Origin of the sequence: Pseudomonas sp. AA-38 (assembly GCF_029457475.1) — a bacterium.
Taxonomy (GTDB): Bacteria; Pseudomonadota; Gammaproteobacteria; order Pseudomonadales; family Pseudomonadaceae; genus Aquipseudomonas.
The window spans coordinates 1907854-1931099 of the sequence record NZ_CP120359.1 but is presented as its reverse complement, the minus strand read 5'-3'; the positions used below and the strand labels follow the sequence as shown (position 1 = coordinate 1931099).

The following is a 23246-nucleotide window of genomic DNA, read 5'->3' as shown; positions in this document are numbered from 1 at the left end:
CGTGTACAGGTAAAGTTTTCGAACAGATGGAGAGGCCATGAAACGCAAGCAATCAATCGAATCCGTGCGCTGGGATCTGGCGTTGCGCTACCGCCTGATCGAGACGGTGGCCTGGTGGGAAGGCCGTCTGACCACCAATCACCTGATTCAGAGCTTCGGCATCAGCCGCCAACAGGCGTCGAAAGACATCAACTCCTACATCACCGATTACGCGCCGAAGAACCTGGAATACGACAAGCATCTAAAGGGGTACGTACCCAGCAGGCACTTCAAGCCGCTGTTCATCGATGACAGCGCCAGCGCCTATCTACACCTACTCAACCAGAATCACGACCGTGCGCCGCACATCGAGGGCCTGGCATTAGCCTATGCGCACACCGAGGTGCTGCAGGTGCCGGATCGCACGGTGCGCCCGGAACTACTGCGCCCGCTTCTGCGCGCCTGCCGCGAAGGACTACGCCTGGAGTGTGAGTACGTGTCCTTTACTACGCCGGATGCAGAGACACGCTTGATCGCTCCGCATACGCTGATTTACACCGGCATGCGCTGGCACGTACGCGCGTACTGCGAGAAGAATCGCGATTATCGGGACTTCGTATTGAGTCGCTTCCGCGGCGTGCCTGAGCTTATGGATGACCCTTCGGCCAATGGACGCGATCAGGATGCAGGCTGGAGCGCTCAGGTGGCCGTGGTGATCGAACCGGACTCACGACTAAAACCGGAGCAGAGGGTAATCATCGAAACCGACTACGGGATGCGCGAGGGTCAGCTGGTGATCGAAACGCGCGGAGCCCTGGTGCAGTACGTTCTGCAGCGCTACCAAATCGACCCGACCAAGGTGCATGCCAAGGCAACGGCGCAGCAGATCGTGGTCGCCAACCTGGATGAACTGCAACCCTGGCTGTACCACTAGCAGCTGTTGAGTCCCATCAAGGACTGGCTGAGCCGGTTATGGCTGGCAAGATATTTTCATTTGGTCTTGCAGCATCACGATGAACATCAACGACGCGAGGACCGCACCTTGGAAACAGCACAATGGATCGCCTTGTTCAAGCAAGCCTTTTGCTCAATGGACAAGAAACTTGAGCAGGTTTTGCAGCTAAACATCTGCCGTGAGCATTGGATACAGGCTGAAATCAGCCTGCACGCCTGGTTCGAAGAAAACATTGAAATTTGGACCGATCTACCAATCGGCGGAGGCCGAAAAGCTGATCTTTATGCCCAAGATGAAAGAGGCGCGACATCCATGGTCGCCGAGGTCAAGTGCCTGAGCGACGCATCGCAAGCCAAGTGTCTAGAAGGGGATTGGTCCGTACGAGCCGATATCGAAAGGCTTAGCTCCTTTAACACCTCAACCCGTTTATTCGTGCTGGTGATTGCTAAAGGTGAGCAGGAAAGCAATACCGGTAAACGTCTTCGCACTGATACGTGGGTAGAAGGGCGCGAATCCATCAACCTAGATTTGGGGCATGCGTTGATTCGGATATGGGCCTTATAACCTTGCCTACCAATGCGTCGACCATCTCCATCACCTGAATCCGACCGAGCTCAGTCAGATGGCACGGCCGCCGTAAGCGAGCCGTGCCAACCCAATCATCAGCAGCATCGAACCCAACAGCACGAGATATTCACTCAGTGAGCTCAGAATGATCATGGAAGGCCTCCTCGGTAGTGACGAGATGACCATAACCTCGGCCCCCACGAACCGCGACACGTAAACTTTCCGCCCGTAAAGGTTTCGGGCATATCCGAACCTGCACTAGCCTCCGGTCATTAACGGTCCTTGGCAGATTGGTAAGCGGCCCCGCGCTCGCGCTTGCCAACGGCGACCACCACGACCAGATCGACGAGCAGGCCACTGCTGCCGTCAGTGCCTAGGACAAGCCCGGTTGCCAAGGCCTGCGCCAGGTAAACGCCGCTTAAAGTAAGTCCCGCCAAACCTCGTTGCGCTCGATGACTCGGATAAACGCCTGAGCGCTGAATCCGTTCGGATAAAGTGTGGCGATTGCCTCCTCTTCCTCCGCGCCCTGATCGAACGGTCTAAGGTAATGCTGCTCATCACGCAGCGCGACTTCCAAGACTTCTCGGGAGGCCACAAGAGCGTCATCGACAACCTCTCCATCCAGCTCAATCGAGGTATCCACAACCCAGGCGTGCAAGTGTGGCAACTGATCGGAAATCGCCAGTCCCAGCGCGTCACGCAAGTCAGAGTCCGCCAGCAATGCTGTGAGCACCGCAGGGCTTTTACGCTTCAGCTGCCTAGCAGCCTTACGCAACGTATTCGTGCGGTGGAGCCAGACTTCGTGACCGTTGGAACGGATAAATCCTGATTTGACCTCGAGCAATAGCAACACGCCTTCTAGGCACGCCAGCACATCGATCTCTCCTGCATCGCCCTCATCCATGCGAGGCGGCTGGTAGCCCACAACCACACGGAAACCTCGCTGCCGAAGAGACGCAGCCAGTTCGTGCTCGACGCGCTCTGTTTCGGAGCGAAGCTCCGGTCTGCGCGTATCCACGCGACGCAAATTGTTTACTGCGGCGGTGAGGCTGTTCTGTCTTCCTGCTATCCAGGGAAACTGAAAGCTGAAGCGGCCGATTTTGTAGAACGGCCGCTCGTATAGCCTGGGCGTCGGTTGATTAGGCGCTTGCTTGATCTGCTCGGACAGCGCCTGAAGATCACTGGTCCAAAACTGCAGAATGGCTTTGGCGGTCTCTGGATCACCTGCGGGATGCTCATCACTGACCGTCCACGCGCGGATCCGCGCCACTTTCTGAGGCAACTCCGACCAGGTCATGGGAAAGCGATTCTCTCCCTGCAGCAGCCCCTCAAAAGCCAAACGCCCCAGTGCCCCTATGGAATCCCCGGAGTCAGCCAGGTATCGCCGATAAGGTCGCAGATAGGCCTGCTCGAAAAAGGCGTTAGTCAGCTCACTGGCCAGCATGGCGTGATGCAGCGAGACCTCCACCCCATTATTAAGCCTGATGCTTTCGCCTAGCCCAAAAACCACCTGCAGATAGAGCTGGCTACGAATCGCTTTGATGTAGGCAAGCTGGTTGGCTTCATGGTTTTCAGCACTCCCGATGACCTGCCCGGCCAGCTCAGAAGCCGCAAAAACATCAACCGCGCGGCGCATCCAGTAGCACCATAGCAGCTGGCTTTTTCGCTCAGTGCGCTGCCAGCGCAGGGTACCCTCGTCTGTTTTGTTGAAAATGACTGATTGACCAGGCTGGAGCTGGTAATCGCATTCACTATCGAAGCAAAACCAGTCGATAGAGCGCTCATAGTCAATGAGCTCCCGCGTTGCCTCGATCATCGCGCCGACTGCCTCTATGTTTACAGCGCACTGCGCGCCTTCCCCAGGCTGCGGAAACAACATGGGCGACAGATGCTGCCTCAACGAACGGCCGAGCACATCGGCAGAAAGCCGAAAATCAGACTCGCCACAAGACTTCAGCTTACGCAGGATGATCCGCTCGTAAGCAAGCCAATCCATGCCTGCTGGATCGTCACCAGCATCCCCGAGACGGGCATAGGCCAATACGCTGAGATAGGAAAGCAGCTCCAAAAGCGTCAGAGACTGCAGTTGTCGCTCAGCACTCTTGATCACGGCTTCAAAGGGTTCCAGCTGCAGCAGCAGACGCTCGCAAACTCCGAAGAACGTCTGCCACTGCTCGCAAGTGCAGTTTTCTTTAAGGTGAATCCAAACAGGCGAATCCCTACGGGTGAAAAGCTTGGAGTAGCGAATGGCCCAGCGCAGCTGATCAGGGTGGTGAACTGCCAGGTGGTCCAATAGCTCAGTACTGATCACGTCATCAAAATGCAGTACACGCGCGAGCGCCAGACTGGCCAGAGCAGCTCCCTCTACATTTGCGGGCTGCCACCAGAAATCGGCGCCAGCCAGCCCAGAGGCACGATGCCTCTGGGTGTACTTTCCGCTTGGTCGTTGATCGAGAAAGTCATGCAGACACTCATCAAGCGCAACGCCGCATGCCAGGTAGCGCGCATACTCTGCGAACTGCGTCTGGTAGTAGTCCCTGCACCGCAAGTTGGGAGACACCAAGGCTCACCTCTGGCATAGCAGCGAAAGCGGCCGATCAAAAAAGTGGGACCTATAAGCCCACCAATCAGACAACATACGGCTGCCCCTTCGAATGGGCTCGACCTGTTAGCTCAGTGACATCGAATTCTCACTTGACCAACCGTAGCCCTGCTCCACTGCGAACCTCAAAAGCTCTAGCATCTCCAGTACCAGGGACAACCACAGGCGCCATACCAAACAAGATCGGCGTGAGATCTGCAGATGAAACATTCAACTCTGATGCAATAGCGCTGAGCGATTTGCCTTGGTCTCTGGCGAGACCCAAAACTTTCTGCAGCACTTGCGATGTTTCTCGGGGAGAAGGATCAGGTTCGTTAGTTCTAGCCCCCATACTGGCAAGCTCAACACAGAAGCTTCGATAAACCCACTCGGTCAAAATTCCGACTTTTCCCAAGCGGTAGGCTAGAGCCATGGCGGAGACGTTCCAGATCTTCTTCATCTTGATGACATCCGCCACTGACCTACATTTCCACCCCTGAGCCAAAATGGTCTGCTTGGGCATCAAGAACGCCGAAGCAAAGGCGTTTGCTTCGTTCTCAACCTCTTTACCCTTGTTCTCACCATGCCTGTGCAGAACCAAGTGCCCCAGTTCATGGGCGGCGTCGAATCGGCTCGCTTCAGCCGATTTCTGCGTATTCAGAAATACGAAAGGCGTTACGCCTCGACGCCAACAAGAGAACGCGTTGACCTGGCTCGTTTCTTCGGCCAGGGAAAAAACACGTACACCTTTCGACTCAAGAAGATGAACCATGTTCTTTATAGACAGTAGCCCCAGCCCCCACTCCGCGCGCACAGCCTCCGCAGCGGCTTCGGGATCCATACCAGAACAATCTGGAACAGACGCTTCTGGCAGGTGAAATTTGCTGTCGATCCAGTCGCTGAGCATATAGGCAATGCCGCCCGCAGCGAGCGCTGCATCTCTCTGTCCAGCCGTCATACGAGAGAACGAACGGAAGCTGGCGTTCTCATCAGTAGGCGCGTCGACATCAACACCGCTGAAAAAGGACAGCGGAAAGCTAAGAGCCTGGGCAATGCTGCTCAGGCTCTCGTGCGACGGAATCAAATCGCCGCTTTCGTACAAAGATATCGTTTTGCCACTTAAAGATGTGGCATCTGCTAGCGACTTCTTTGTCCATCCACGGCGTTGGCGGGCGAGCACTAATCGGGCCGGATTGAAATCGCTGGTCTCGGTCATGATCTCGGTGTAACTGGAATGTCGATATCGGGAGCTGTATCAGATCCGTGGTTGTCTTCTGGGGCATCCAGAACGAGCGCCGGCATGATAAAGCGCGGATTCCAGTCGTCAACCTTTCCGTTTTCGCCGATGTTGATCGGGCGCGAGAGTTCGTAATGAACCGTGCGATTCTCAAGATCAACATAGAACAGAAGGATCCAGAGCGTCTGCTCGGCTTGTTGATCGTCGATGAAAATCTGTCGACTGCGTCGCTCTACAGGGAACAAATCGGCCTGCCGGGCGTTGTATGACACGCTTTTAGTCGTGCGATTACCACGCTTGTTCCGAGTCTGCGGATTTTTGACATACGGGTTACCTGTATTGTGGTCACCGCAAGCAACCGTTACAGCATGCTTGCCGTCGGGAGAGACCACACGTGGCTGATTGCTTGGGTCAGCAGGTTTCCATCCCTTGGGAAGCATCTGCTGTCTAAAGGCTTCCGTGCCGAAAATCCAAGCCAAGGTGCCATCTGACCCCTTGGGCTGCAGCGGGCCTGCCAAAGATGCGGACCGAAAGAACTGTAGCGCCGTAGCTTTGAGATCCGCGGCAGTTATGCCCAGCAGTTGCTCAATAGCCTGTTCAGGAGGAAGGTCAGCTATGCGATGAAACGGATTGCTCGGCGCCATAGGGAGTCTCTCGTGTCGTGTTCCTATTTTTATACATCATTTGATGTATAAAAAAAAGAACCCTTCATCCTCCTCTTGCCTTGTCCTCCCAAGGTATGGACACATCCCAAGCTGAGAACAATTTCAAGCTGTAATGATCACTCATAGCGCGCTGAGCTACCGCTCACCTCGGCAAATCATCCTTCTGATACGACGCCGGTACTGCAGGATAGGCCCAGCTGTAGTACAGCCGTGGGTCACGACCAGCTTCACCGACCAGATATAACTGAATTTCAGACCTGAATCATTTAAGGGAAGACGGGTGCGTATTGCCGTCTTCAGCCCTTCCCTTTTCAGGAGTCTGAACGATGTCGATTAACTGCCCTTCCTGTAACTCTGCGCGCGTCACAGCGCGCAACCATGCCCGCAAAATCGGTGGTGCAGCCGGTGCTGTAGGTGGAGCCGCGACCGGCGCGGCGAGCGCTGCCGCCGGAGCACAAAGTGGTGCTGCCCTGGGCGCAGTCGCGGGCCCCATCGGAGCGGCCTTGGGTGGCCTGGCTGGTGCCATCCTGGGCGGCTTGGCTGGCGGCGCAGTAGGCAGCCTCGCCGGTGCGCGCATGGGTGAAGAAATCGATGCCCGCGTACTCGATAACTTCGAGTGCCACGCCTGCGGCCACGTCTTTTCCCTCGACCAGTAGCCCTCCTACAAGGCGCGCGACGCGCCTTCATTCGATCCGATTCCCACCCACCCGGCACTCGGACTGCCGGTTGATAGCCAGTCCCTCTGGCAAGGAGATCTTTATGGCTCATCAAATCGAGCAAATGGCCTACGTCGGAGCCACCCCTTGGCACGGCCTAGGTAATCAACTCACGCAAAAGCAGCCCCTGGAAGTCTGGCAGCGCGAAGCCGGTATGGACTGGCAGATCTTGGAAAGCCCCGTGCATTTCAAGTCAGACGCGATTGGCCATCTCGGTACGATCCACTCGTTCCCCGAGCAGAAGGTATTGTTCCGTTCGGACACCAAGGTGCCGCTGTCGGTGGTCTCCCAGCGCTACCACACCGTGCAACCGCGCGAAGTGCTGGAGTTCTACAGGGACCTGACCGAGGTCTCCGGCTACGAGCTGGAAACCGCAGGCGTACTCAAAGGCGGCCGCAAGTTCTGGGCGCTGGCGCGTACCGGGCAAGGCGCTGCACTCAAGGATAACGACCAGGTCAACGGCTACTTACTGCTGGCCACCTCCTGCGATGGCACCCTGGCCACCACGGCAACGCCAACTACCGTGCGGGTGGTCTGCAACAACACGCTGACCATCGCCCTGGACGGCACCAGCCGCGCGATCAAGGTGCCGCACAACACGCGCTTCGATCCCCAGGCGGTGAAGAAGCAACTCGGTATCGCCGTCTCGCAATGGGAGGACTTCATGTACCGCATGCGCGCGCTGGCCGAGCGCAAGGTGCAATGGCACGAGGCGCTGGGCTTCTTCATGAACGTGATGTGCGAGACCAGCCCGACCGGTGCGCTGCCAGAACATCTGCCCAACGAGCGCGCCCTGCGCAAGGTACAGGAGCTGTACGAGGGTCGTGGTCGCGGCAGTCAACTGGACTCGGCACGCGGCACCGCCTGGGGCCTGCTCAATGCCGTCACCGAGTATGTCGACCACGAGCGCCGTGCACGCAGCAACGAGTACCGCATGGACTCGGCCTGGTTCGGCCAAGGCGCGCAGATCAAGCAGCGCGCCCTGGACGCTGCGCTGCAACTCGCTGCTTAAGCCTCCATTACATCAACCCTCGCGCCCGGTCAGCCCTGTGCTGGCCGGGCGTTTTTATGTCTGCAGGTGAGCAACATGAAAGCAACGTCACTGAACAGCAGCACCCGCAAGAAACGCCCTGCCCTGCGCCTGGTCAGCACCAAGGAGCTGCCGCGCGAGGACTGGCTGCAAATCCGCAAGCAAGGTATCGGTAGTTCGGATGCAGCGGCAGCAGTCGGCCTCAATCCCTACAAATCGCAGCTGGAACTGTGGCTGGAGAAAACCGGCCGCGACACCAAACTGCCGAAGACCGATCCGCATGATGAGGAAAGCCCAGCCTACTGGGGCAACGTACTCGAGCCTATCGTGGCCTGGCACTACAGCAAGCGCACAAAGAACCGCGTGCGGCGCATCAACGCCGTGCTCCAGCATCCGGATCCGGAAATGTCCTGGATGTTGGCCAACATCGACCGTGAGGTGATCGGCGCTGACGATGTGCAGATCCTCGAATGCAAGACTGCCGGCATAAACGGGGCACGCCTCTGGAAAGAGGGCGTGCCTGAGTATGTGCAACTACAGGTCATGCACCAGCTCGCTGTCACCGGCAAGCAGGCGGCTGATGTGGCTGTACTGCTCGGCGGTCAGACGCTGGAGATTCACAGAATCGAGCGGGACGAGCAGATGATCGCGCGGCTCGTCGAGCTGGAGCGCAGGTTCTGGCAGTACGTGGAAACGGACACACCGCCACCAGCCGATGGCTCGGCATCCGCTGAAATGGCCCTACGTTGCCTCTACCCGGAAGACAACGGCCAGGTCGTCGACTTCAGCAGCCATGCCGGACTGACCGCAGCCTTCATCGAGCTGAAAGCCGTTCGCCAGTCGATTGCCGACAAGGAGAAGCGAGAAGCCGAGCTCAAGCAGATGTTGCAGCAAGCCATGGGTGACGCCAGCCGGGCTGAGTTCGCCAGCGGTTACCTCAGTTGGCGCAAGGCCAAAGACAGTCTTGGCTTGGACGTCACTCAGCTACTCAAGGACAAACCTTACCTACAGGCCAAGTACCCGCTGCTGAAGCCCGGCGCGCGGCGCTTCTTGGTCGGCTGAATCCGGCTGTTTCCATCCGTTCCCTCCCCCTTGGCCAGTCCATGCAGTTCGCGCTGCACGGCTGGCCTTTTTTCGTTTCCAGGAGAACATCCATGTTGAAAGGTCTGGCTCTGACGCCCCCAGTGATTGGGCGCATCTCGATCGGCAAGGTCGTCGAGAGAAACGGCAAACGTCTGCCGGAGAAAGACGATCAATTCACCATCACCTCCCAGGTGCAAGGTAAGGATGGCTGGTTACTGCATCCACTAAACGACCAGCTGCGCCAAGGCAAAGAGGACAAGCTGCGCAGCATCCCTATCCGTCTGATGTTCAACGAACCCGAGCTCAACTTCCGCGCCGACTACACCCTGTTCGATCGGCAAACCGGACGCCCGGTTTGTGTGGGCAATGGGGAAACCTGCAAGCGCATCGGCCAGGATGGAATCCAGACACTGCCGTGTCCCTCGCCCGATGCCTGCCCACTGGCCAAAGGGGGCGCCTGCAAGCCGTATGGCCGACTAAACGTGGTTATCGGCGATGAGGATCCGCTTGGCAGCTTTGTGTTCCGTACCACCGGCTTCAACAGCATCCGCACCCTCGCAGCACGCCTGAAATACTTCCAGGCGATCTCAGGCAATCGTCTGGCTTGCCTGGCATTGGAGCTGCGCCTGCGCGGTAAATCCACCCGGCAAAGCCATGGCACGCCAATCTTCTACGTGGACATCACGCTGCGTGGCGGCATGAGTGTGGAGGAGAACCTGCTGGCCGCCAAGCAACTGGATGAGGCCCGTCAAGCGGCCGGCTTCGACCAGCACGCGCTCGATAGCGCCGCGCAGCAAGGGCTGGGCAATGGCGCCTTCGAAGACAACGAAGAGGACAGCGGCGCGATTGTCGATGAGTTCTTCCCGCTCACCGAACCAGCGCCCACCACCAGCGAGCCTTCACCCCCACAACGCACAGCCCTGGCCGCCAAGCTGGAATCGCTCAGCAGCGAAGCGAGGCCCTAAGTCTCAGGAGGTTCTTCATGGAAACACGATGCCTGATTTGCGAGTCGATGCTCGTGGTCACCAAGGCACAGGCGCAAGCCTGCTCCCTGCTGCTGGGAACGCTAGGCGGCTTCCTGGACGGCTGTTCAAAGATGCGCGTGCAGAGCAACATGCACCGAAACCGCGATATCGGCGACATGTTTCAAATGGGTCTAGAACGGCTTACATGCGCCGTAGAAAGCGCAACCTCTGGATGCGCCCAGGGCTGGGAATTTGCCCAGGACATTCAGCGTTTTCACTTCGGGGAATTCGAGTGCCTTTGCCTGCGCTGTGGCGCACGTTTCGACCAGCAGCCTAGCGACACCCTTACGCCTCAGCCAGGCGATCCGCCAACTGCTCGACCAGCCCCAGGATCAACTGGCGATCCTCCGGTGAGACCGTAGCCAGCATACGACTGATCCGTTGCGCCTGATCGTCGGTTCGCGGGCTTGCTTCTGTCAGCAGGTCCGCGGCCTCGCACTCGAAGATGGCGGCGAACTCCAGCAACCGAGAAATGTTGGGGATGACGATACCCCGCTCGATGCGGGAAATCGCCTCGCTGCCAATGCCAAGCCGCTCCGCCACATGCTCTTGCGTCATACCGGCGCGGACACGCTGCTTGGCAATCGCTCGCCCTACAGCTTCGGCCAGGTGCTTCTGATCAATCTCGGACATGTCGCCTCCCATCTCGACCTGGATGGTTGGCTAACCACTTATTGACATGAAGGACTTTAAAGGTCGAATCTCAACCTTTAAAGTCCATAGACAACCTAAACACTCAGGAATCCCCCTGCAGGATGCAGCCAGCTTCAAACCTTCCCTTTCATTTTCAAAGCATTCGAGGATCACATGAACCTGCGAACGATCATTCTCGTGCCGCTTCTGCCCCTGGCCTTGACCGGCTGCAACGACGCCATCAATACCGTCAAGAACGGCCGAATGAAAATCAACGAGCAATACACCGTCGACCAAGCGTTCAGCAATCGGAGCATCTGCGACAGCGTCGATTGGGAGGTCATTACTGATGACAGAAACAGAGAGCTTGTCCAGTACAAGTGCCATATCACCGGCATCGAGTCGTACTACGCACAGGAAAAGCAACGCATACGGGAGAACTTGCTCAGCGGCTTCGACTTGGAAAAGCGGGCTGCCCAAGTCCATCTAGAACCGGCACGCATGGAGGTGGAAGCCGCCGAGAACGCGCTGAATAAACCGCGGCCCGCCAACACTGCTACCTTGGACAGCGACCGGCTCACAGACCTGCTGGCCCGGGAGGATCTGCTCTCCGAAAACGCCCCCTCACGCTCGCTTCAGAACTACTCCGGCAGCCCAGAGATTGCAGCAGCTGCACAGCGTTACTTCTTGAGCTACGTACGAGACACAACCTCCCCTCAGTTCGCTGCGCACAAGCAGAACGAACAGGAGCTACTTCGCGCCATGGCGGCTGAGCGCGAAAAGGTTCAAGCCCAGATCGCCGAGGAGCGGGCTCGCTTGAGCGAAGTCCAGAATGCTCGCGGGCAAGAATCGGTGGCTCACGCTCAGCAGCGCCTGAACCGGGCAACGGAGCTCTATGAAAATCTGCAGAACTCCGTTGCTGCCAAGCTTGAGGAACTGGATGCCCAGCACGCCGCCAAGCTGAAGCAGTTCGACGGTGCAGCCACCATAGAGTCAGTAGCTGAGGTCTTTGAGTGGGTCGTCAAGGGTGAGGAAATCGAACTCGTCTGGTCGGGGCTGGAAGGCACTTACAGCGACGGAAAGATCAAGAGGTTTGGCCACATCAATCGGCTCAGTAGCCTTCAGGACGTATACCGCAATAACGTGGAGACCTATTCTGACCTACGCCAAAAAGCGCCGCTGCTGTAGGCGCCCCATGAAGCGACTGACCGCACTTGTTCCGATACTGCTGCTGGTCTCGATCAACGTCCAGGCCAATGCCTACTGTGATTCCAGGCGATCTGCTCAAGAGGTTGAGACCTGCTATCGGCAATCCCTGACGGCGCTCAAACGAGCTGTCGACAAGGGCTTCAATAAAATCATGAACAGTCCTAACTACAGCGAAGCAACCAAGCAGCGTGTTCAGGAGGAGCAACACGTTTGGGAGCAGAGCGTCCAGACCAACTGCCAGAACTACGCTTGCGTTGAATATCAGTTCCAGGGTCGGCTGCTTCAGCTGGGTCGAATGAAAGCAGATCCAGCCCCCTCAGCGATGGATGCTGAGGCGTGCCTGGATGCCTGGATCGCTGCCTATCGCCAAGATGAAGGAGACGAAGTCGCGATCATCCACGACCAAATCACCGAGTGGCAGCAATGGTGTAGCGGAGGCCGCCTGCCCTGATGCCCCACTGACACAGCTGACCGGTATTTCAGGTCAGCTGATCCCCCTCAAACCGCCAGATCACTCGATGGTCCGGCGGTTTTTTTATGCCCCTACAAACACAGCCGTATGGAGGTCCTATGACTGCCAAATTCAAGGCCGGCGAGTCCGCTGGCACCTACATCGCCGATGCACCGGTGACCGAAGCCGATATCGTGGAAATGGCTCAACATCTGGCCAGCAAGCGGCTGCGTAAAGGCCAGGCCTTGCATCAACCCAAGGAGGTCTTTGGCTACCTGCAGCTCCTGCTGCAGGACTATGAACATGAGGTATTTGCACTGCTACTGCTGGACAGCAAACACCGTGTCATTCGATTTGAGGAGCTGTTTCGCGGCACCCTGGACAGTGCCAGTGTCTATCCCCGCGAAGTCGTCAAAGTAGCGCTGGAACACAATGCAGCAGCAATAGTACTGGTGCATAACCACCCTTCCGGTGATCCGGAGCCAAGCCATGCAGACCGTGTCCTGACCAGCAGGCTCAAGCAAGCACTCGAGATGGTGGGCGTACGCACGCTCGACCACATCATCGTGGGAGCTGAAGGCTGCGTATCGCTCGCCGAACAGGGATACGTGTGAAACCGCTCCGGGTTGTCCGAGAAATACACGTCGAGATTGATGAGCACCGAATAGATCCAGCGTGGGCAGCGTAGCAGCTGCCCACGCCAATCCATGCCCGATATTTTTTTGCGTTGAAAGGCCAAAGCTGCGGATTCCACGCCATCCGGCCACCCAGTCCGCTCTCATCTGGCCAGGCATTCCAGGGCCATCTGGCCACCTGTTCCACGGCCATCCGGCCGGGCAGTCGGAGCGCAGCGACGCAGGGGTGGCATTGTTAGTCTGGGTTGGCTGGCGTCGTCAATTTCTGCGTCCGTTTGCGCATTGATTCACCCTTCAGATTGATCCGATAAGCGTTGTGCACCAGGCGGTCGAGGATGGCATCGGCCAGGGTTGGATCGCCGATCAGTTCGTGCCAGTTGTCCACGGGCATTTGGCTGGTCACGAGGGTCGAGCGCTGGCCGTAGCGGTCGTCCAGTAGCTCCAGCATGTCGCGGCGCTGTTCGGCGGTGAACGGCGCCAGGCCCCAGTCGTCGAGGATCAGCAGGTCGGTCTTGGCGTAGCTGCTCATCAGCTTGGCGAAGCGCCCGTCGCCATGGGCCAAGCCCAACTCTTCCAGTAGGCGCGGCAGACGCAGGTAGCGCACGCTGTAGCCGTCCCGGCAGGCCTGGTGGGCCAGGGCGCAGGCCAGCCAGGTTTTGCCCACGCCGGTGGGGCCGCCGATGATCAGGTTGAGGCCGTCGCGTAGCCACTGGCCGCCGCTCAGTTGCAGGATCAGCGCCTTATCCAGCCCGCGCGGGCTGCGGTAGTCGATGTCTTCGAGGCAGGCGTTGTGCTTGAGCCGGGCCTGGCGCAGGCGGCTGCTCAGGCGCTTATCGTCGCGTTCAGTCAGCTCGCGGTCGACCAGCAGGCCGAGGCGTTCCTCGAAGCTCAGGCTGTCGATGTCCGGGGTTTTCAGTTGTTCGTTCAGCGCCTTGAGCATGCCGTGCAGGCGCAGGGTTTGCAGCTTGTCCAGGGTCGGATGGGGCAGCATGGTGAGTTTCCTTGGGTTCAGTGGTAGTAGCCGGGGCCGCGCAGGTTGGCGTGGTCGTCCGGCAGCAGCGGCAGGTTGGCTTGAGCCAGCGGCAGGCTTTCCAGGCCCTGGCACAGGATCGATTCGAGGCTCTTGTAGCTGCACGCGCCGAGGCTGAGGGCGCGTCGGCAGGCCAGCTCCAAGCGCACTTCGCCATGAGTCTTGCCCAGGCGCAGGATGCCCAGGCAGGCCCGGTAGCCCTGCTGCGGATGGATGCGCCGTTCGAGGATGTGCCGGATCACGCCGGCGGTGTTCGGCCCGGTCTGCTCGGCCCAGCGGATCAGCCGCTGCGGCGTCCACTCGGCATGCTCGCGATGGCTCTTGGGCATGTGCTCGGCCTGCGTGCTGTGCCTGCCCTTGTGCATTGAGCGCAGGTGGCTGGCCACTCGCTGGTTGGCGTGGAAACACTCGACGGTGCGCGCCGTCAGGCGCACCTCCAGCTGCTTCTTCACCAGTTGATACGGCACCGAGTAGTAATGCCCATCGACCTCGACGTGGTAGTCGATGTGCACCCGCGCCTTCTTCCACTCGGCGTAGACGTAGGGTTGCACCGGCAGGGGGCGCAGCGCCGGACGATCCAGGCTGTCGAAGGCCGTCTGGCGCGAGCCCGGCAGCTTCTTGAACGGGCGTTGGTTGAGCCGCTCCAGCAACACGGAGATGGCGCTGTTGAGTTCGTCCAAGGAGAAGAACTGACGGTTGCGCAGGGCCGCGAGGATCCAACGCTCGACCACCTGCACGCCGACTTCGGCCTTGGCCTTGTCGCGCGGTTTGCGTGCCCGCGCCGGCACCACCGCCACTCCGTAGTGCTCGGCCAGGTCGCGGTAGCTGGGGTTGATGTCCGGCTCGTAACGATGGGCCTTGCTTACCGCGCTGCGCAGGTTGTCCGGCACCACGATCTCCGGCACGCCGCCGAGGAAGGCAAAGCAGCGGGCATGGGAGCCTAGCCAGTCCGGCAGCTGCTGCGACCAGGTGGCTTCGGCGAAGGTGTAGCTGGACGCGCCGAGCACTGCGATGAACACCTGCGCCTGGCGGATCTCGCCGCTGTGGCGATCGATAACCGGCACCGTCTGGCCGGCATAGTCGACGAACAGCTTCTCGCCGACGCGGTGCTCCTGACGCATCACCACGTCCAACTTGCCCTGCCAGGCTCGGTAATGCTCACAGAACCAGTCTGTACTGAAAGCCCTGCGGCTGGCTCAGGCGGTACTCCTGCCAGAGCAGCGCCAGGGTCACCCCGGGGCGGCGCAGTTCGGCATGCACCCATGCCCAATCGGGTAAAGGCCGCTTCTCGCTGGCAACCGCCGGGGCCGGCGGGAACAGTTGCTGCTCCAACTCGGCATCGGACAACGAACAGGGCCAACTGAGACCACTGGCGGCAAAACGATTGAGGTAGTCGCCGACGGTGACACGACCGACCTGCACGCTGACCGCAATCTGGCGAGCTGATAGTCCGACCTCGAACTTGAGACGTAGTACTTCGCGAATCTTACGCATGGATAAACGCTCCACGACGACCTCTCTGCTTCGAAAAAGAGGTCGATGGTAGTGAAGAAATCCTGCGTAGCTGCCTGCCCGGTTGAGTGGCCGGATGGCCGTGGAATCAGTGGCCGGATGCGCGTGGAATGGGTGGCCGGATCAGCGTGGAATCGGTGGTCAGATGTTCATGGAATGGGTGGCCAGATGACCGTGGAATCCGCAGCCAAAGCTCAGGGGGGTTGTTACGCCTGCAGACGGAGGCAATAGCAGCATTGCCTGCGGTTGTATCGTAGGGTTATAGAGACGGCTGACCATCTCGTTCCCGAAGCCGAGCCAGGATCCATTCCTGCACCTCGGACTCAACCCACGCTACAGCCTTACCCCCAAAGCAACTGAGCCTGGGAAGCTCCCCTCCTTCATGACCTTGTAGACGGTAGAGCGGCCAAGGCCGGTCAGTCGCATCACTTCTTTCAGTCGAATCAGTCTCATGGTCGGCACTCCGGTAGTTAGTCCATGAGATGGCTCAGGGGAGTTCGGTTCTAAGACGACTCAGCTGACTCATGCCAAAGTTTCGCTGGCCGTCCCCATACACCTTGGTCCTCTTTTTGGCGAAGTAGCTCAGGCGGTAGAAGACCGACTGATACTGCTGCTCGAACAGCGGATGCTGGACCTGTAAAGGCGATACAGGGTTAGGGGCGAATAGAACCCCTTTCATGGCGATTGCCCAATCCACCCCCAGTGCCACACCCCAAGCTTTGTAGATGCGACCGGCGAGCATCTGGTCATAACTGCAATCATCAGACTGCAACTTCGAGTAATCGCCCACGGAAAAGTAGGCATCATGGTTGAGCAGTAGCGCCAAGTGATAATGCGGATACTCTGCAGTATCCCACTCGCGCACCCACACATACCGAAGCATCGGATCGTAAGCTCTCTTCCCTGCCGCTGCCTTGATAGACCGTACATGTTCGAGTTGGCTTTTGAGGGACTCGATGAAGTCGGTTATTGCCCGCTGGGGCAGAAAGCATCCGGTGGGTACGTGCAGATCCAACCGGATGACGGTCCACCGCGGGTGCACCATCAAACTATTTGAGAGCAACGAGTAGATATTATTCAGGTAGGCCTCATGACTCTCATGAGGTAGCAATTGGACAGAAAGGTCTCGCCATTGGGGCGAGCCTACTGGTGGCTGATCGTACATGGGTAGCTCCTATGGTTAGTTCCATAGGTACTACCCCGATCGGTAAGCATTCACACACTCACGCCTAACAACACCCACCACACAATGCACATATCAATAACAACACCAGAACTAAACAACCCTAGCATCTAATAATATTAACTAACCAACACAAAAGCAGCACTCATCGATCAGCCTTTAGAGCAGCTGATCAGGCAAATCAAGCAGGCCTTGCTGATATCGAACCTGCAAGCCTGCTCCGAACTTATCTCCCGCATCACTATCATCGGTGACAAAGTCAATACGCATCTTGCATGCTTCTTCCACACCCACAAGGTAGCAAACCATAAGCCTATTCCCTTGCCCAAGCTCCCTATATCTGGGAGCAAAGGAAAGCAGGTTCTTGAAATCGCGAACTAAAATAAATGAGACCTGCTCCGCAAAAACAGATAACACGCGGGACTTAGCATCAAGCCTACCGAAGTCCATATCCTCAATAGCCCTGTGGTATAAGCCATTACCTACCACTTGCATTCGCAACAGCCTTAGCAGCGCCGACTGCACTCTGGGATAAAGAACATTTTCATTCAAAGAACCACTCCCACCACCGGAGAAAGCATGTGATATGGCAGCGCAGCATTGATTGAAAACATAGTCACGACCGGCCGCATCATTCAAAAGCTCAAGCAATTCAGCCCTGACACCGACCTCAATTTCATTCACTTTCAGCGCTGGACTATTAACAAGCTGCATCAGTTCCCTGGCGCTGAACTGATCCTCCCTACCTGCAAACCATCCCAACACCCCCGTCAGATCAACCTGCCATGTATAGGATCTAGGCCAGCACGACAGCACTGCAGGACCCAACAAAAAGTAAGTCTTGGTTTTGTCCTTCGCCCCGCCAGAAGCAAACGCTGCACCAGACACTACGAGCATCTTCTTTTGCTCGAGCCTACGAACAATCTCATAAAAAGTAGACGGATCGACACTGGCCAACCTTGCTAGACGGGAAACACTCCAGCCATCAAGTACGCACAAACCTGGGCGAGGGAGCAAACCCCATAGGATCGCCAAGAGAGCTCTTTCTGATATCGAAAGATCGCTAAACACCGGGTCATCTGACCCCAGCAAACGAACCAGCCACGGCGCGTGAAAATCTCTCCGTGACGGTGAAAGCACAACTTCTTTCAAGGCAGGCGCAAGGCGGTAGATCGTTCTAGGCCTCCCATTGGTTGGCTCACGCCTCTCTATAAGCACCCCCTGACCAACGAGGATGCTCAGGGCTCGACTCAACGCGCTCTTGCTAAAGCCCGTGCTTTCAGCGAGGCGTTGCACGCCACTCACCCCTACCTCATCCACTCCCACCAGACCATACCGCTCAACTAGCCTGAAAAGAAGGACGCGCGCCCTAAGCGGAATCGCCCTCTTGCAAGCAAAGGCTCGGCATGAGATGTACATAAAAAGGCCTTTATCCTCGTTTCCCACCCCATACACCTTATAGCAGAACACATGTAATATCACGCGTGATATCCAATAAAATCACGCGTGAGATTATGAGAAAAAAGCAATCCCGAAGCGACTGGCTTCACAAGGACCCAAACATCCATGATTGGCTGATAGAAACTGCCCCTCAGTGGGCACGTGATGAACACGGATTACTGATATACCTAAATGCTCTATCGGAGGATCAATTCAAGCAGTTAAAGCAGCGCTGGAGCTCGCGCCTTCATAGAGCAAAAAGACGAACCCTCAGCTGCGACATTTCACCAGCAACCTTCAGTACACTTAAAAGAATACAAGGAAAACGGGGACTAACCGAAACCCTTGAAGAGATAATCAACATCAATTACGAAGCAAAAAAACACTACTCACATACTTTTGAAGAAAAGCTTAAAAGCATAAAGCAAAAAAGAGATATCGGCATTTCGCGAGAGTTAAGTAGGTTCAGTAGCACTCTAGAGAAGACCGCAGCCCACCGATCAGAGCTCTCTGAGCTAAAAAGCAAAATAGAAGAGCAAGAAGTCCAGATAGCCGCACTAAGACACATAACTCGCATCTTGATAGAAAAGCTAATAAACGAAGGACTCTCATTGGACTTAAGCACTACAGAGCAACTAAAAGAAATCTTACACCCATCAATCCTAGATAATTACAGCGCCTCCAGCAACAAAAACCAAAGTATCTAAAACCCAATAACAGGACATCGATTCGCCAGAACTATAGATAGATAAACCTCGATAACCTCAAAATTCACGAAACATTTTCCCTTTAAATAGCAGGGGTACTGAGACGTGTTTTTCGGAAGGAAATTTTTTCAGACCATCATTACTGCCTGCTATGAACCGGTATTAGCCAGCTACGACATGTAGCATGTAGCTATTGACCGGTAGCCACTCATAGTTATCGCTGCAATCGGCCAGAAACAGTCATTTAAACACGCGATTTTTGAGCTTATTCCTCCGCTCCTAGCGGTAATCGGAAGGCAGCACGCCTGCTTCATGGGTTCTCACCCTGCACGTCGGAAAGTTACAGGACGTCAACGAAGACATGCGAATCATCGTTGAATGCGTCCGGCCAAGAGCACTCCGTTACGGCGTAAGCACGATTGATGAAAGCGGGCATCTTGGAGTTGCAGCCCGAGGCAACCAGGCGGCTAAGTGTATTAGCGCGACAGACAGCCGGCATCTCCGCAGGTCGGAGTGACGGCTGCGCAGTTTCTGATCGCTTGACGAAATCAGTTGGAGTGGGTCTTCCAGAGATTCACGTACGCAAGGAATTCCGCCTGAACGGTGCGGGCGGATCTCCAGTATTCAAGCTGAGCGAGATTCTGACGATGACTTGCCGTCGTCACCACAAGCCGTCTCTCGGCACGCGATACACCAACGAAGAATGTGCACTGCACTTCGTGGTGATCCTTGCCGAAATAGGCTTGATTCTCCACGCCCAGCAATACTACTGTGTCGAACTCAAGGCCCTTGCTCTTGTGCACAGTGAGGATCCGAATCGATTGATCATCGGAGAGCTGGGCCAGTGCTTTCAGAAGGTCAGGTTCTTTTGCCAAGGCTTCATCGATATATTTCTTGACACTCTCAATCTGCTCTCGCAGGTGCACCCAGGACTCGTAATCATGGGAGAGCCCTGCCAGCAGCGCAGGCCCAACCATCTTGAGGAACTCCTCCAGTAGCGTCCATCGCTGGTCAAAGGTTTTAGTTGCAAGATCAGCCGCAGCAGACTTCCGTGCTTCCTTGATGTAACGGCTCCAATTGGTCTTTAGTTCGCTCTCTGCATCATCCTCTACTTGGATGATTCGACGCGTCAGACGAGTCCAGGCTTTGGGCTCTCTCAGGCCGTAAATGCACAGCAGGTAATCCACGATAACCTGGGCGATAGGCTCGGTAGAAATGTCCTGCGCCTTGTTTTCGTTACGATAGCTGATGCCCCAATTGTCGAGCTCAGCCATAAGTCGAATGCAATACGCCTCCGGTTGATTACGCGGTAGCACAGCGATTTTAGCCGGAGCGATACCTTCTACATTTATCCAGCTAGCGATGCGCTTAGCCAAGTCGGTGGCTTCATCCTGGCAATCGGCGTAGGACAATACATGCACCTCTCCACCCTCACCGGCGAGCAAGTGAGCAGGCATTTCCGAGTCAGGATCTAGTACTTTGATGATGTCGTTCTGGAGCCTGAGCAAATGCGGTTGCGACCGGAAGTTCCGATAGATGTTGAGATGTTGAGCCTCAAAGTCATCAACGAAACTGGCGAAAACGCCTTCCAGGGCCCCTGCCCAACCCATGATCTTCTGCTTAACATCCCCCACCGCCGTCACGCGACGACCTGATCCTTTGAACAGCTTAGTCACCAGCTCGTATTGCTCGTCCGTGCAGTCCTGGAATTCGTCTAGGAAGACATCGCTGTAGGTCTGGCGTATAGCATTTACTGCCGCCGGATAGGCATCCAGGATCTTGATGGCAAGGGGGATGAGCTCTTTAAACTCCGTCTGCACAGGGTGAGCCTTGCCCTTCGCGACAATTTTGAAATCTGGATTTAACGCATCGGCGCCAGCTAGCACTGGCCTGAAGCGCTCGATGATCCTCTTCGCCAATCCATGGAAAGTGTAGCTGTCGAAGCGGCCTGCATAGGCCGCACCGCAACGCCGCCAAACGCGTTCCTTCAGGTTGTTACTGGCGTCGATCTTGAAGGCGATGGCCAAGATGCGTTTGGGATAACGACATACACCCGTAGTGAGTAGGAAGTCAGCGCGCTGAGCCAGCAACTCTGATTTACCCGAGCCTGGCCCAGCAGTCAGCGCTATACTGCGCTGTTGCTCCGTCGCGGCAATCTCTGCATTAGGCTCAAGCTTGATGCCGGCGGAAGGCTTCCAAGCGTCGACCTTGATCATTCGTGAAGCTCCCTGGCCATTTTGATCACATGCTTGACCAGTCGCTTGAGCGAGGGTGGCATACCCTCCCTCAAATCATCGTCAGAGAGATTCGAAAGGGCCTCAATGTGCGACTTAGGCTTGCTGTCGACCTTGAACAACCTGTGGTACGCGGCGAAATGCTTACGCTCAGTCACGGTGTACTGTTTTTCGTCAAAGAAGCTATCACCCAGCACGGATCTGAGCTGGCCGATCTTCGGTGCCACAAGGTCTTTGGCCTCGACACCAAAGGCTTGTGGGAAGGCGCAGAGCATGGAAAAGTCCAAGTCCATTGGACTGGAAAAGAAAACGTCAAACGGTTCAAGCTCAGCGATGTAGTTCCTCCACTCCCGACTTTTCTCAACCTTCAGAATTTTATATTTGGGGTTATCCCAGCTTGGGAGTTTCGCAAGCTGGTCATCAGGCATATACCCTTGGTTTGGGCAATGGAGATTGAGCTGCGTTGCAACGTAGTTGATCCTCCCCCACCCGCCACCGTGCCGAGCCACGTCAAGATCAAGAAGCGTAACGTAAGGGATTTTCAGCCCGCTCAAAAGACGCCAGAAATGATTTACGTGACGACCACCCAATGGCGCGATGCACACCGCGGCCTCATCCACCATGAGTCCTTCTGCAGCAAGCAATCGCGGCAACACAATTTCCTCGCTATCGCCCTCACCCAGCACTACCAGCCTGGAGAAATATATCTCGGGAAAGGCTTGCACTGCTTCCCTGACAAATTTGTAGGCCTCACCAGCCTTCGGAGGCATCGTAATCTTGGTTACGGCCGTGCAGCGCGAGTCATCAAGCCTAAGATACCGAATCTGCTCAGGCTCAACGCGCCGCAACATTGAAGGCGCATGCGTGGCGATCATCGCCTGCGCATCATAGGCATCCTTGCCCAGCACCAATGCCTTGAGCGACGATACGATCCGGCCCAGGTAATGAGGAGACAGACTATTCTCTGGCTCTTCTAGGGCTACTAGGGTGAACACTGCAGGCTTTAGCTTATCCAAGTCGAAAGAATCGTCATCGCCCTTGAGCACAGCCCTGCCAATCGCCTGAGAGGTGAGCACCAAGGTCAGGTAAAGCATCGACTTCTGACCGTCACTGAGCCGCGAAAAATCTACTTGCTGTTCGCCATGACCAGGGGTGAAGGAAACCGAGAGGTGTCGCAGTAATGCTTCGATCTCATGGCTAACAAAGGTCAAGCTCGGGTCTTTGAAAAACTTGCCTTTGTGCAGCTTGCCCCAGGCATTAGCAATACCGTCACCCAGGTTGATGACCGATTGATTGGTACTGAGGCTTGCAGAAATATCTGCAGACAACTGGCTGATTTTTTCACGCTGCTCAGTCCAGTTCACGGCTCGCAACAGGCGGCCCAAGAGCGCATTAGTCCCGTAGGTGATGTGCTCTGCTGGATCGCGACGTGCTGGCAGATAGTGCACCTGGATTTGATTACGCTCATCACGCGGCACTGGAGAGGTGGCTATCGGATTTCCATCCTCATCGACTTCCGAGACGTAGCGCAGGCTCTGCTCAATCTCATCGTCCAGTCCTAGCGTCGCATCCAGGCGATATCGCACACGCGGGACACCTCTGATGCTGTCCAACCGCATGTGACCAAAATTACATGGGATGGTCGGATGTTCTTTGGTCTCATCGGCGATTTCAGGAAAGTAGAAGTCTGCCTCGATCCACAGCGTTCGCTCATCCGGCCTTTCTTCTTCATTATGCGCAACGAAGAAATCAGATTTGCGCAGACGTCGCTGATTGGGGTCGATCGAAAAAAGTCGACAGAGCGCCTGCAACGTTGCGGTTTTCCCGGAGCCATTGGGCCCAATCAAGAAAGTCAGCTTTCGAAAATCGATAGTGACTGGCTTGGCGCCAAACGATTGGAAACCACACACGCGCATTTGCTTGAGTATCAACGCTCGAATCCCTTCTGGCTAACGATGAACGGCGGCCCAGACTTTCAGACACGCTCTATTTGAGTGACGCTGCTGGGGACCAATCCTAGCCCAGGCCATCGTCACGTGGTAGCCAAATAGTGGCGCAAGATTTATAGGCCTCCCAGTCAGCGAGCGTGGGTTTCTAAAATCAACTCAGCAAACTCGATCAGATCTTTCACATCCCCCAAATCCCTCGAAGAGGTTCCCAGCACATTGAATGTGCTCTGCGATCAATACGGCTGCGCCACGATCTCGAAACAGCCTGGTTTCCAGAAGGGCACGATGATGGGCAAAGGTGGCCGGTACGTTTGGCTCAGTGTTCCTAACAAATAAGAGGGACAACATGGGGTTAAGGCAGATCAGGAGTTCGTCCGCGTCGCCTATGAGCGCTTGGTAGAAGGACGGGTTCAGCTGACTGCTAG

The 23246-nt window shown here is 56.4% G+C and carries 19 protein-coding genes and 2 pseudogenes; 10 read left to right on the top strand and 11 right to left on the bottom strand.

What is annotated here, in order from left to right; translation table 11 throughout:
• Positions 1 to 37 precede the first annotated feature (37 nt).
• Both PVE35_RS08880 and PVE35_RS08875 read left to right on the top strand, forming a co-directional pair.
• The gene (locus tag PVE35_RS08880; protein ID WP_123186569.1) at positions 38 to 913 is read left to right on the top strand and encodes a WYL domain-containing protein; all 876 of its coding nucleotides are present in this window, start codon (positions 38 to 40) and stop codon (positions 911 to 913) included.
• A 6-nt stretch (positions 914 to 919) separates the two neighbouring features.
• Positions 920 to 1498 carry a hypothetical protein gene (locus PVE35_RS08875; protein WP_277374412.1) on the top strand — a complete coding sequence of 193 codons (579 nt, stop codon included), beginning with the start codon at positions 920 to 922 and terminating at the stop codon, positions 1496 to 1498.
• Positions 1499 to 1919: 421 nt separating this feature from the next.
• On the opposite strand, the gene PVE35_RS08870 is transcribed toward PVE35_RS08875, so the two are convergent.
• The 3 genes from PVE35_RS08870 to PVE35_RS08860 all read right to left on the bottom strand — a co-directional run bounded on the left by PVE35_RS08870 (position 1920) and on the right by PVE35_RS08860 (position 5963).
• On the bottom strand, positions 1920 to 4061 hold the full coding sequence (locus tag PVE35_RS08870) for an NERD domain-containing protein (RefSeq protein WP_123186581.1): 2142 nt from the start codon (positions 4059 to 4061) through the stop codon (positions 1920 to 1922).
• 130 nt (positions 4062 to 4191) lie between these two features.
• A complete protein-coding gene (locus PVE35_RS08865) occupies positions 4192 to 5298 on the bottom strand; it encodes an XRE family transcriptional regulator (protein WP_123186570.1) in 1107 nt (368 codons plus the stop codon).
• The gene (locus tag PVE35_RS08860; RefSeq protein WP_123186571.1) at positions 5295 to 5963 is read right to left on the bottom strand and encodes a hypothetical protein; all 669 of its coding nucleotides are present in this window, start codon (positions 5961 to 5963) and stop codon (positions 5295 to 5297) included. The genes PVE35_RS08865 and PVE35_RS08860 overlap by 4 nt, the downstream gene beginning before the upstream one ends.
• A 524-nt stretch (positions 5964 to 6487) precedes the next feature.
• Between PVE35_RS08860 and PVE35_RS25460 the strand changes: the two genes are divergently transcribed.
• From PVE35_RS25460 to PVE35_RS08840, 4 genes are all read left to right on the top strand, one after another.
• Positions 6488 to 6640 carry a hypothetical protein gene (locus PVE35_RS25460; protein ID WP_305955324.1) on the top strand — a complete coding sequence of 51 codons (153 nt, stop codon included), beginning with the start codon at positions 6488 to 6490 and terminating at the stop codon, positions 6638 to 6640.
• 103 nt (positions 6641 to 6743) lie between these two features.
• Entirely contained in the window at positions 6744 to 7712 is a 969-nt protein-coding gene (locus PVE35_RS08850; protein WP_123186572.1) for a DUF932 domain-containing protein, read from the top strand.
• Between the two features lie 75 nt (positions 7713 to 7787).
• Positions 7788 to 8792 carry a lambda-exonuclease family protein gene (locus PVE35_RS08845; RefSeq protein ID WP_058202023.1) on the top strand — a complete coding sequence of 335 codons (1005 nt, stop codon included), beginning with the start codon at positions 7788 to 7790 and terminating at the stop codon, positions 8790 to 8792.
• A gap of 92 nt (positions 8793 to 8884) precedes the next feature.
• Positions 8885 to 9778 carry a hydrolase or metal-binding protein gene (locus PVE35_RS08840; RefSeq protein WP_123186573.1) on the top strand — a complete coding sequence of 298 codons (894 nt, stop codon included), beginning with the start codon at positions 8885 to 8887 and terminating at the stop codon, positions 9776 to 9778.
• A 345-nt stretch (positions 9779 to 10123) separates the two neighbouring features.
• Here the strand turns inward: PVE35_RS08840 and PVE35_RS08835 are convergent, their stop codons facing one another.
• Positions 10124 to 10471: a helix-turn-helix transcriptional regulator gene (locus PVE35_RS08835; RefSeq protein ID WP_033948980.1), complete on the bottom strand. Its 348-nt coding sequence runs from the start codon at positions 10469 to 10471 to the stop codon at positions 10124 to 10126.
• A 174-nt stretch (positions 10472 to 10645) separates the two neighbouring features.
• On the opposite strand from PVE35_RS08835, the gene PVE35_RS08830 reads away from it, so the two are divergent.
• The 3 genes from PVE35_RS08830 (at position 10646) to radC (ending at position 12745) form a co-directional block, all read left to right on the top strand.
• Positions 10646 to 11659 carry a hypothetical protein gene (locus tag PVE35_RS08830; protein WP_277374411.1) on the top strand — a complete coding sequence of 338 codons (1014 nt, stop codon included), beginning with the start codon at positions 10646 to 10648 and terminating at the stop codon, positions 11657 to 11659.
• 7 nt (positions 11660 to 11666) lie between these two features.
• Positions 11667 to 12131: a hypothetical protein gene (locus PVE35_RS08825; protein WP_123186575.1), complete on the top strand. Its 465-nt coding sequence runs from the start codon at positions 11667 to 11669 to the stop codon at positions 12129 to 12131.
• 119 nt (positions 12132 to 12250) lie between these two features.
• Positions 12251 to 12745 carry a DNA repair protein RadC gene (radC, locus tag PVE35_RS08820; protein ID WP_025297464.1) on the top strand — a complete coding sequence of 165 codons (495 nt, stop codon included), beginning with the start codon at positions 12251 to 12253 and terminating at the stop codon, positions 12743 to 12745.
• A 256-nt stretch (positions 12746 to 13001) separates the two neighbouring features.
• Here the strand turns inward: radC and istB are convergent, their stop codons facing one another.
• The 5 genes and pseudogenes from istB to PVE35_RS08795 all read right to left on the bottom strand — a co-directional run bounded on the left by istB (position 13002) and on the right by PVE35_RS08795 (position 17787).
• Positions 13002 to 13757: an IS21-like element ISPpu7 family helper ATPase IstB gene (gene istB, locus PVE35_RS08815; RefSeq protein ID WP_230927319.1), complete on the bottom strand. Its 756-nt coding sequence runs from the start codon at positions 13755 to 13757 to the stop codon at positions 13002 to 13004.
• Positions 13758 to 13774: 17 nt separating this feature from the next.
• A pseudogene (gene istA / locus PVE35_RS08810) lies at positions 13775 to 15290 on the bottom strand (IS21-like element IS1491 family transposase).
• A 277-nt stretch (positions 15291 to 15567) separates the two neighbouring features.
• Positions 15568 to 15761, bottom strand: a pseudogene (locus tag PVE35_RS08805) (AlpA family transcriptional regulator).
• Positions 15762 to 15795: 34 nt separating this feature from the next.
• Positions 15796 to 16473, bottom strand: a complete 678-nt coding sequence (locus PVE35_RS08800) for an inovirus Gp2 family protein (protein ID WP_277374409.1) — start codon at positions 16471 to 16473, stop codon at positions 15796 to 15798.
• Between the two features lie 177 nt (positions 16474 to 16650).
• Positions 16651 to 17787: a hypothetical protein gene (locus tag PVE35_RS08795; protein WP_124078793.1), complete on the bottom strand. Its 1137-nt coding sequence runs from the start codon at positions 17785 to 17787 to the stop codon at positions 16651 to 16653.
• A 218-nt stretch (positions 17788 to 18005) separates the two neighbouring features.
• Here PVE35_RS08795 and PVE35_RS08790 point away from each other — a divergent pair, with 218 nt between their 5' ends.
• The gene (locus PVE35_RS08790; RefSeq protein ID WP_277374408.1) at positions 18006 to 18638 is read left to right on the top strand and encodes a hypothetical protein; all 633 of its coding nucleotides are present in this window, start codon (positions 18006 to 18008) and stop codon (positions 18636 to 18638) included.
• Between the two features lie 548 nt (positions 18639 to 19186).
• Here PVE35_RS08790 and PVE35_RS08785 read toward each other — a convergent pair.
• Positions 19187 to 20854, bottom strand: a complete 1668-nt coding sequence (locus PVE35_RS08785) for an ATP-dependent helicase (RefSeq protein ID WP_033948985.1) — start codon at positions 20852 to 20854, stop codon at positions 19187 to 19189.
• Positions 20851 to 22803: an AAA family ATPase gene (locus PVE35_RS08780; protein ID WP_277374407.1), complete on the bottom strand. Its 1953-nt coding sequence runs from the start codon at positions 22801 to 22803 to the stop codon at positions 20851 to 20853. The genes PVE35_RS08785 and PVE35_RS08780 overlap by 4 nt, the downstream gene beginning before the upstream one ends.
• Positions 22804 to 23246 lie beyond the last annotated feature (443 nt).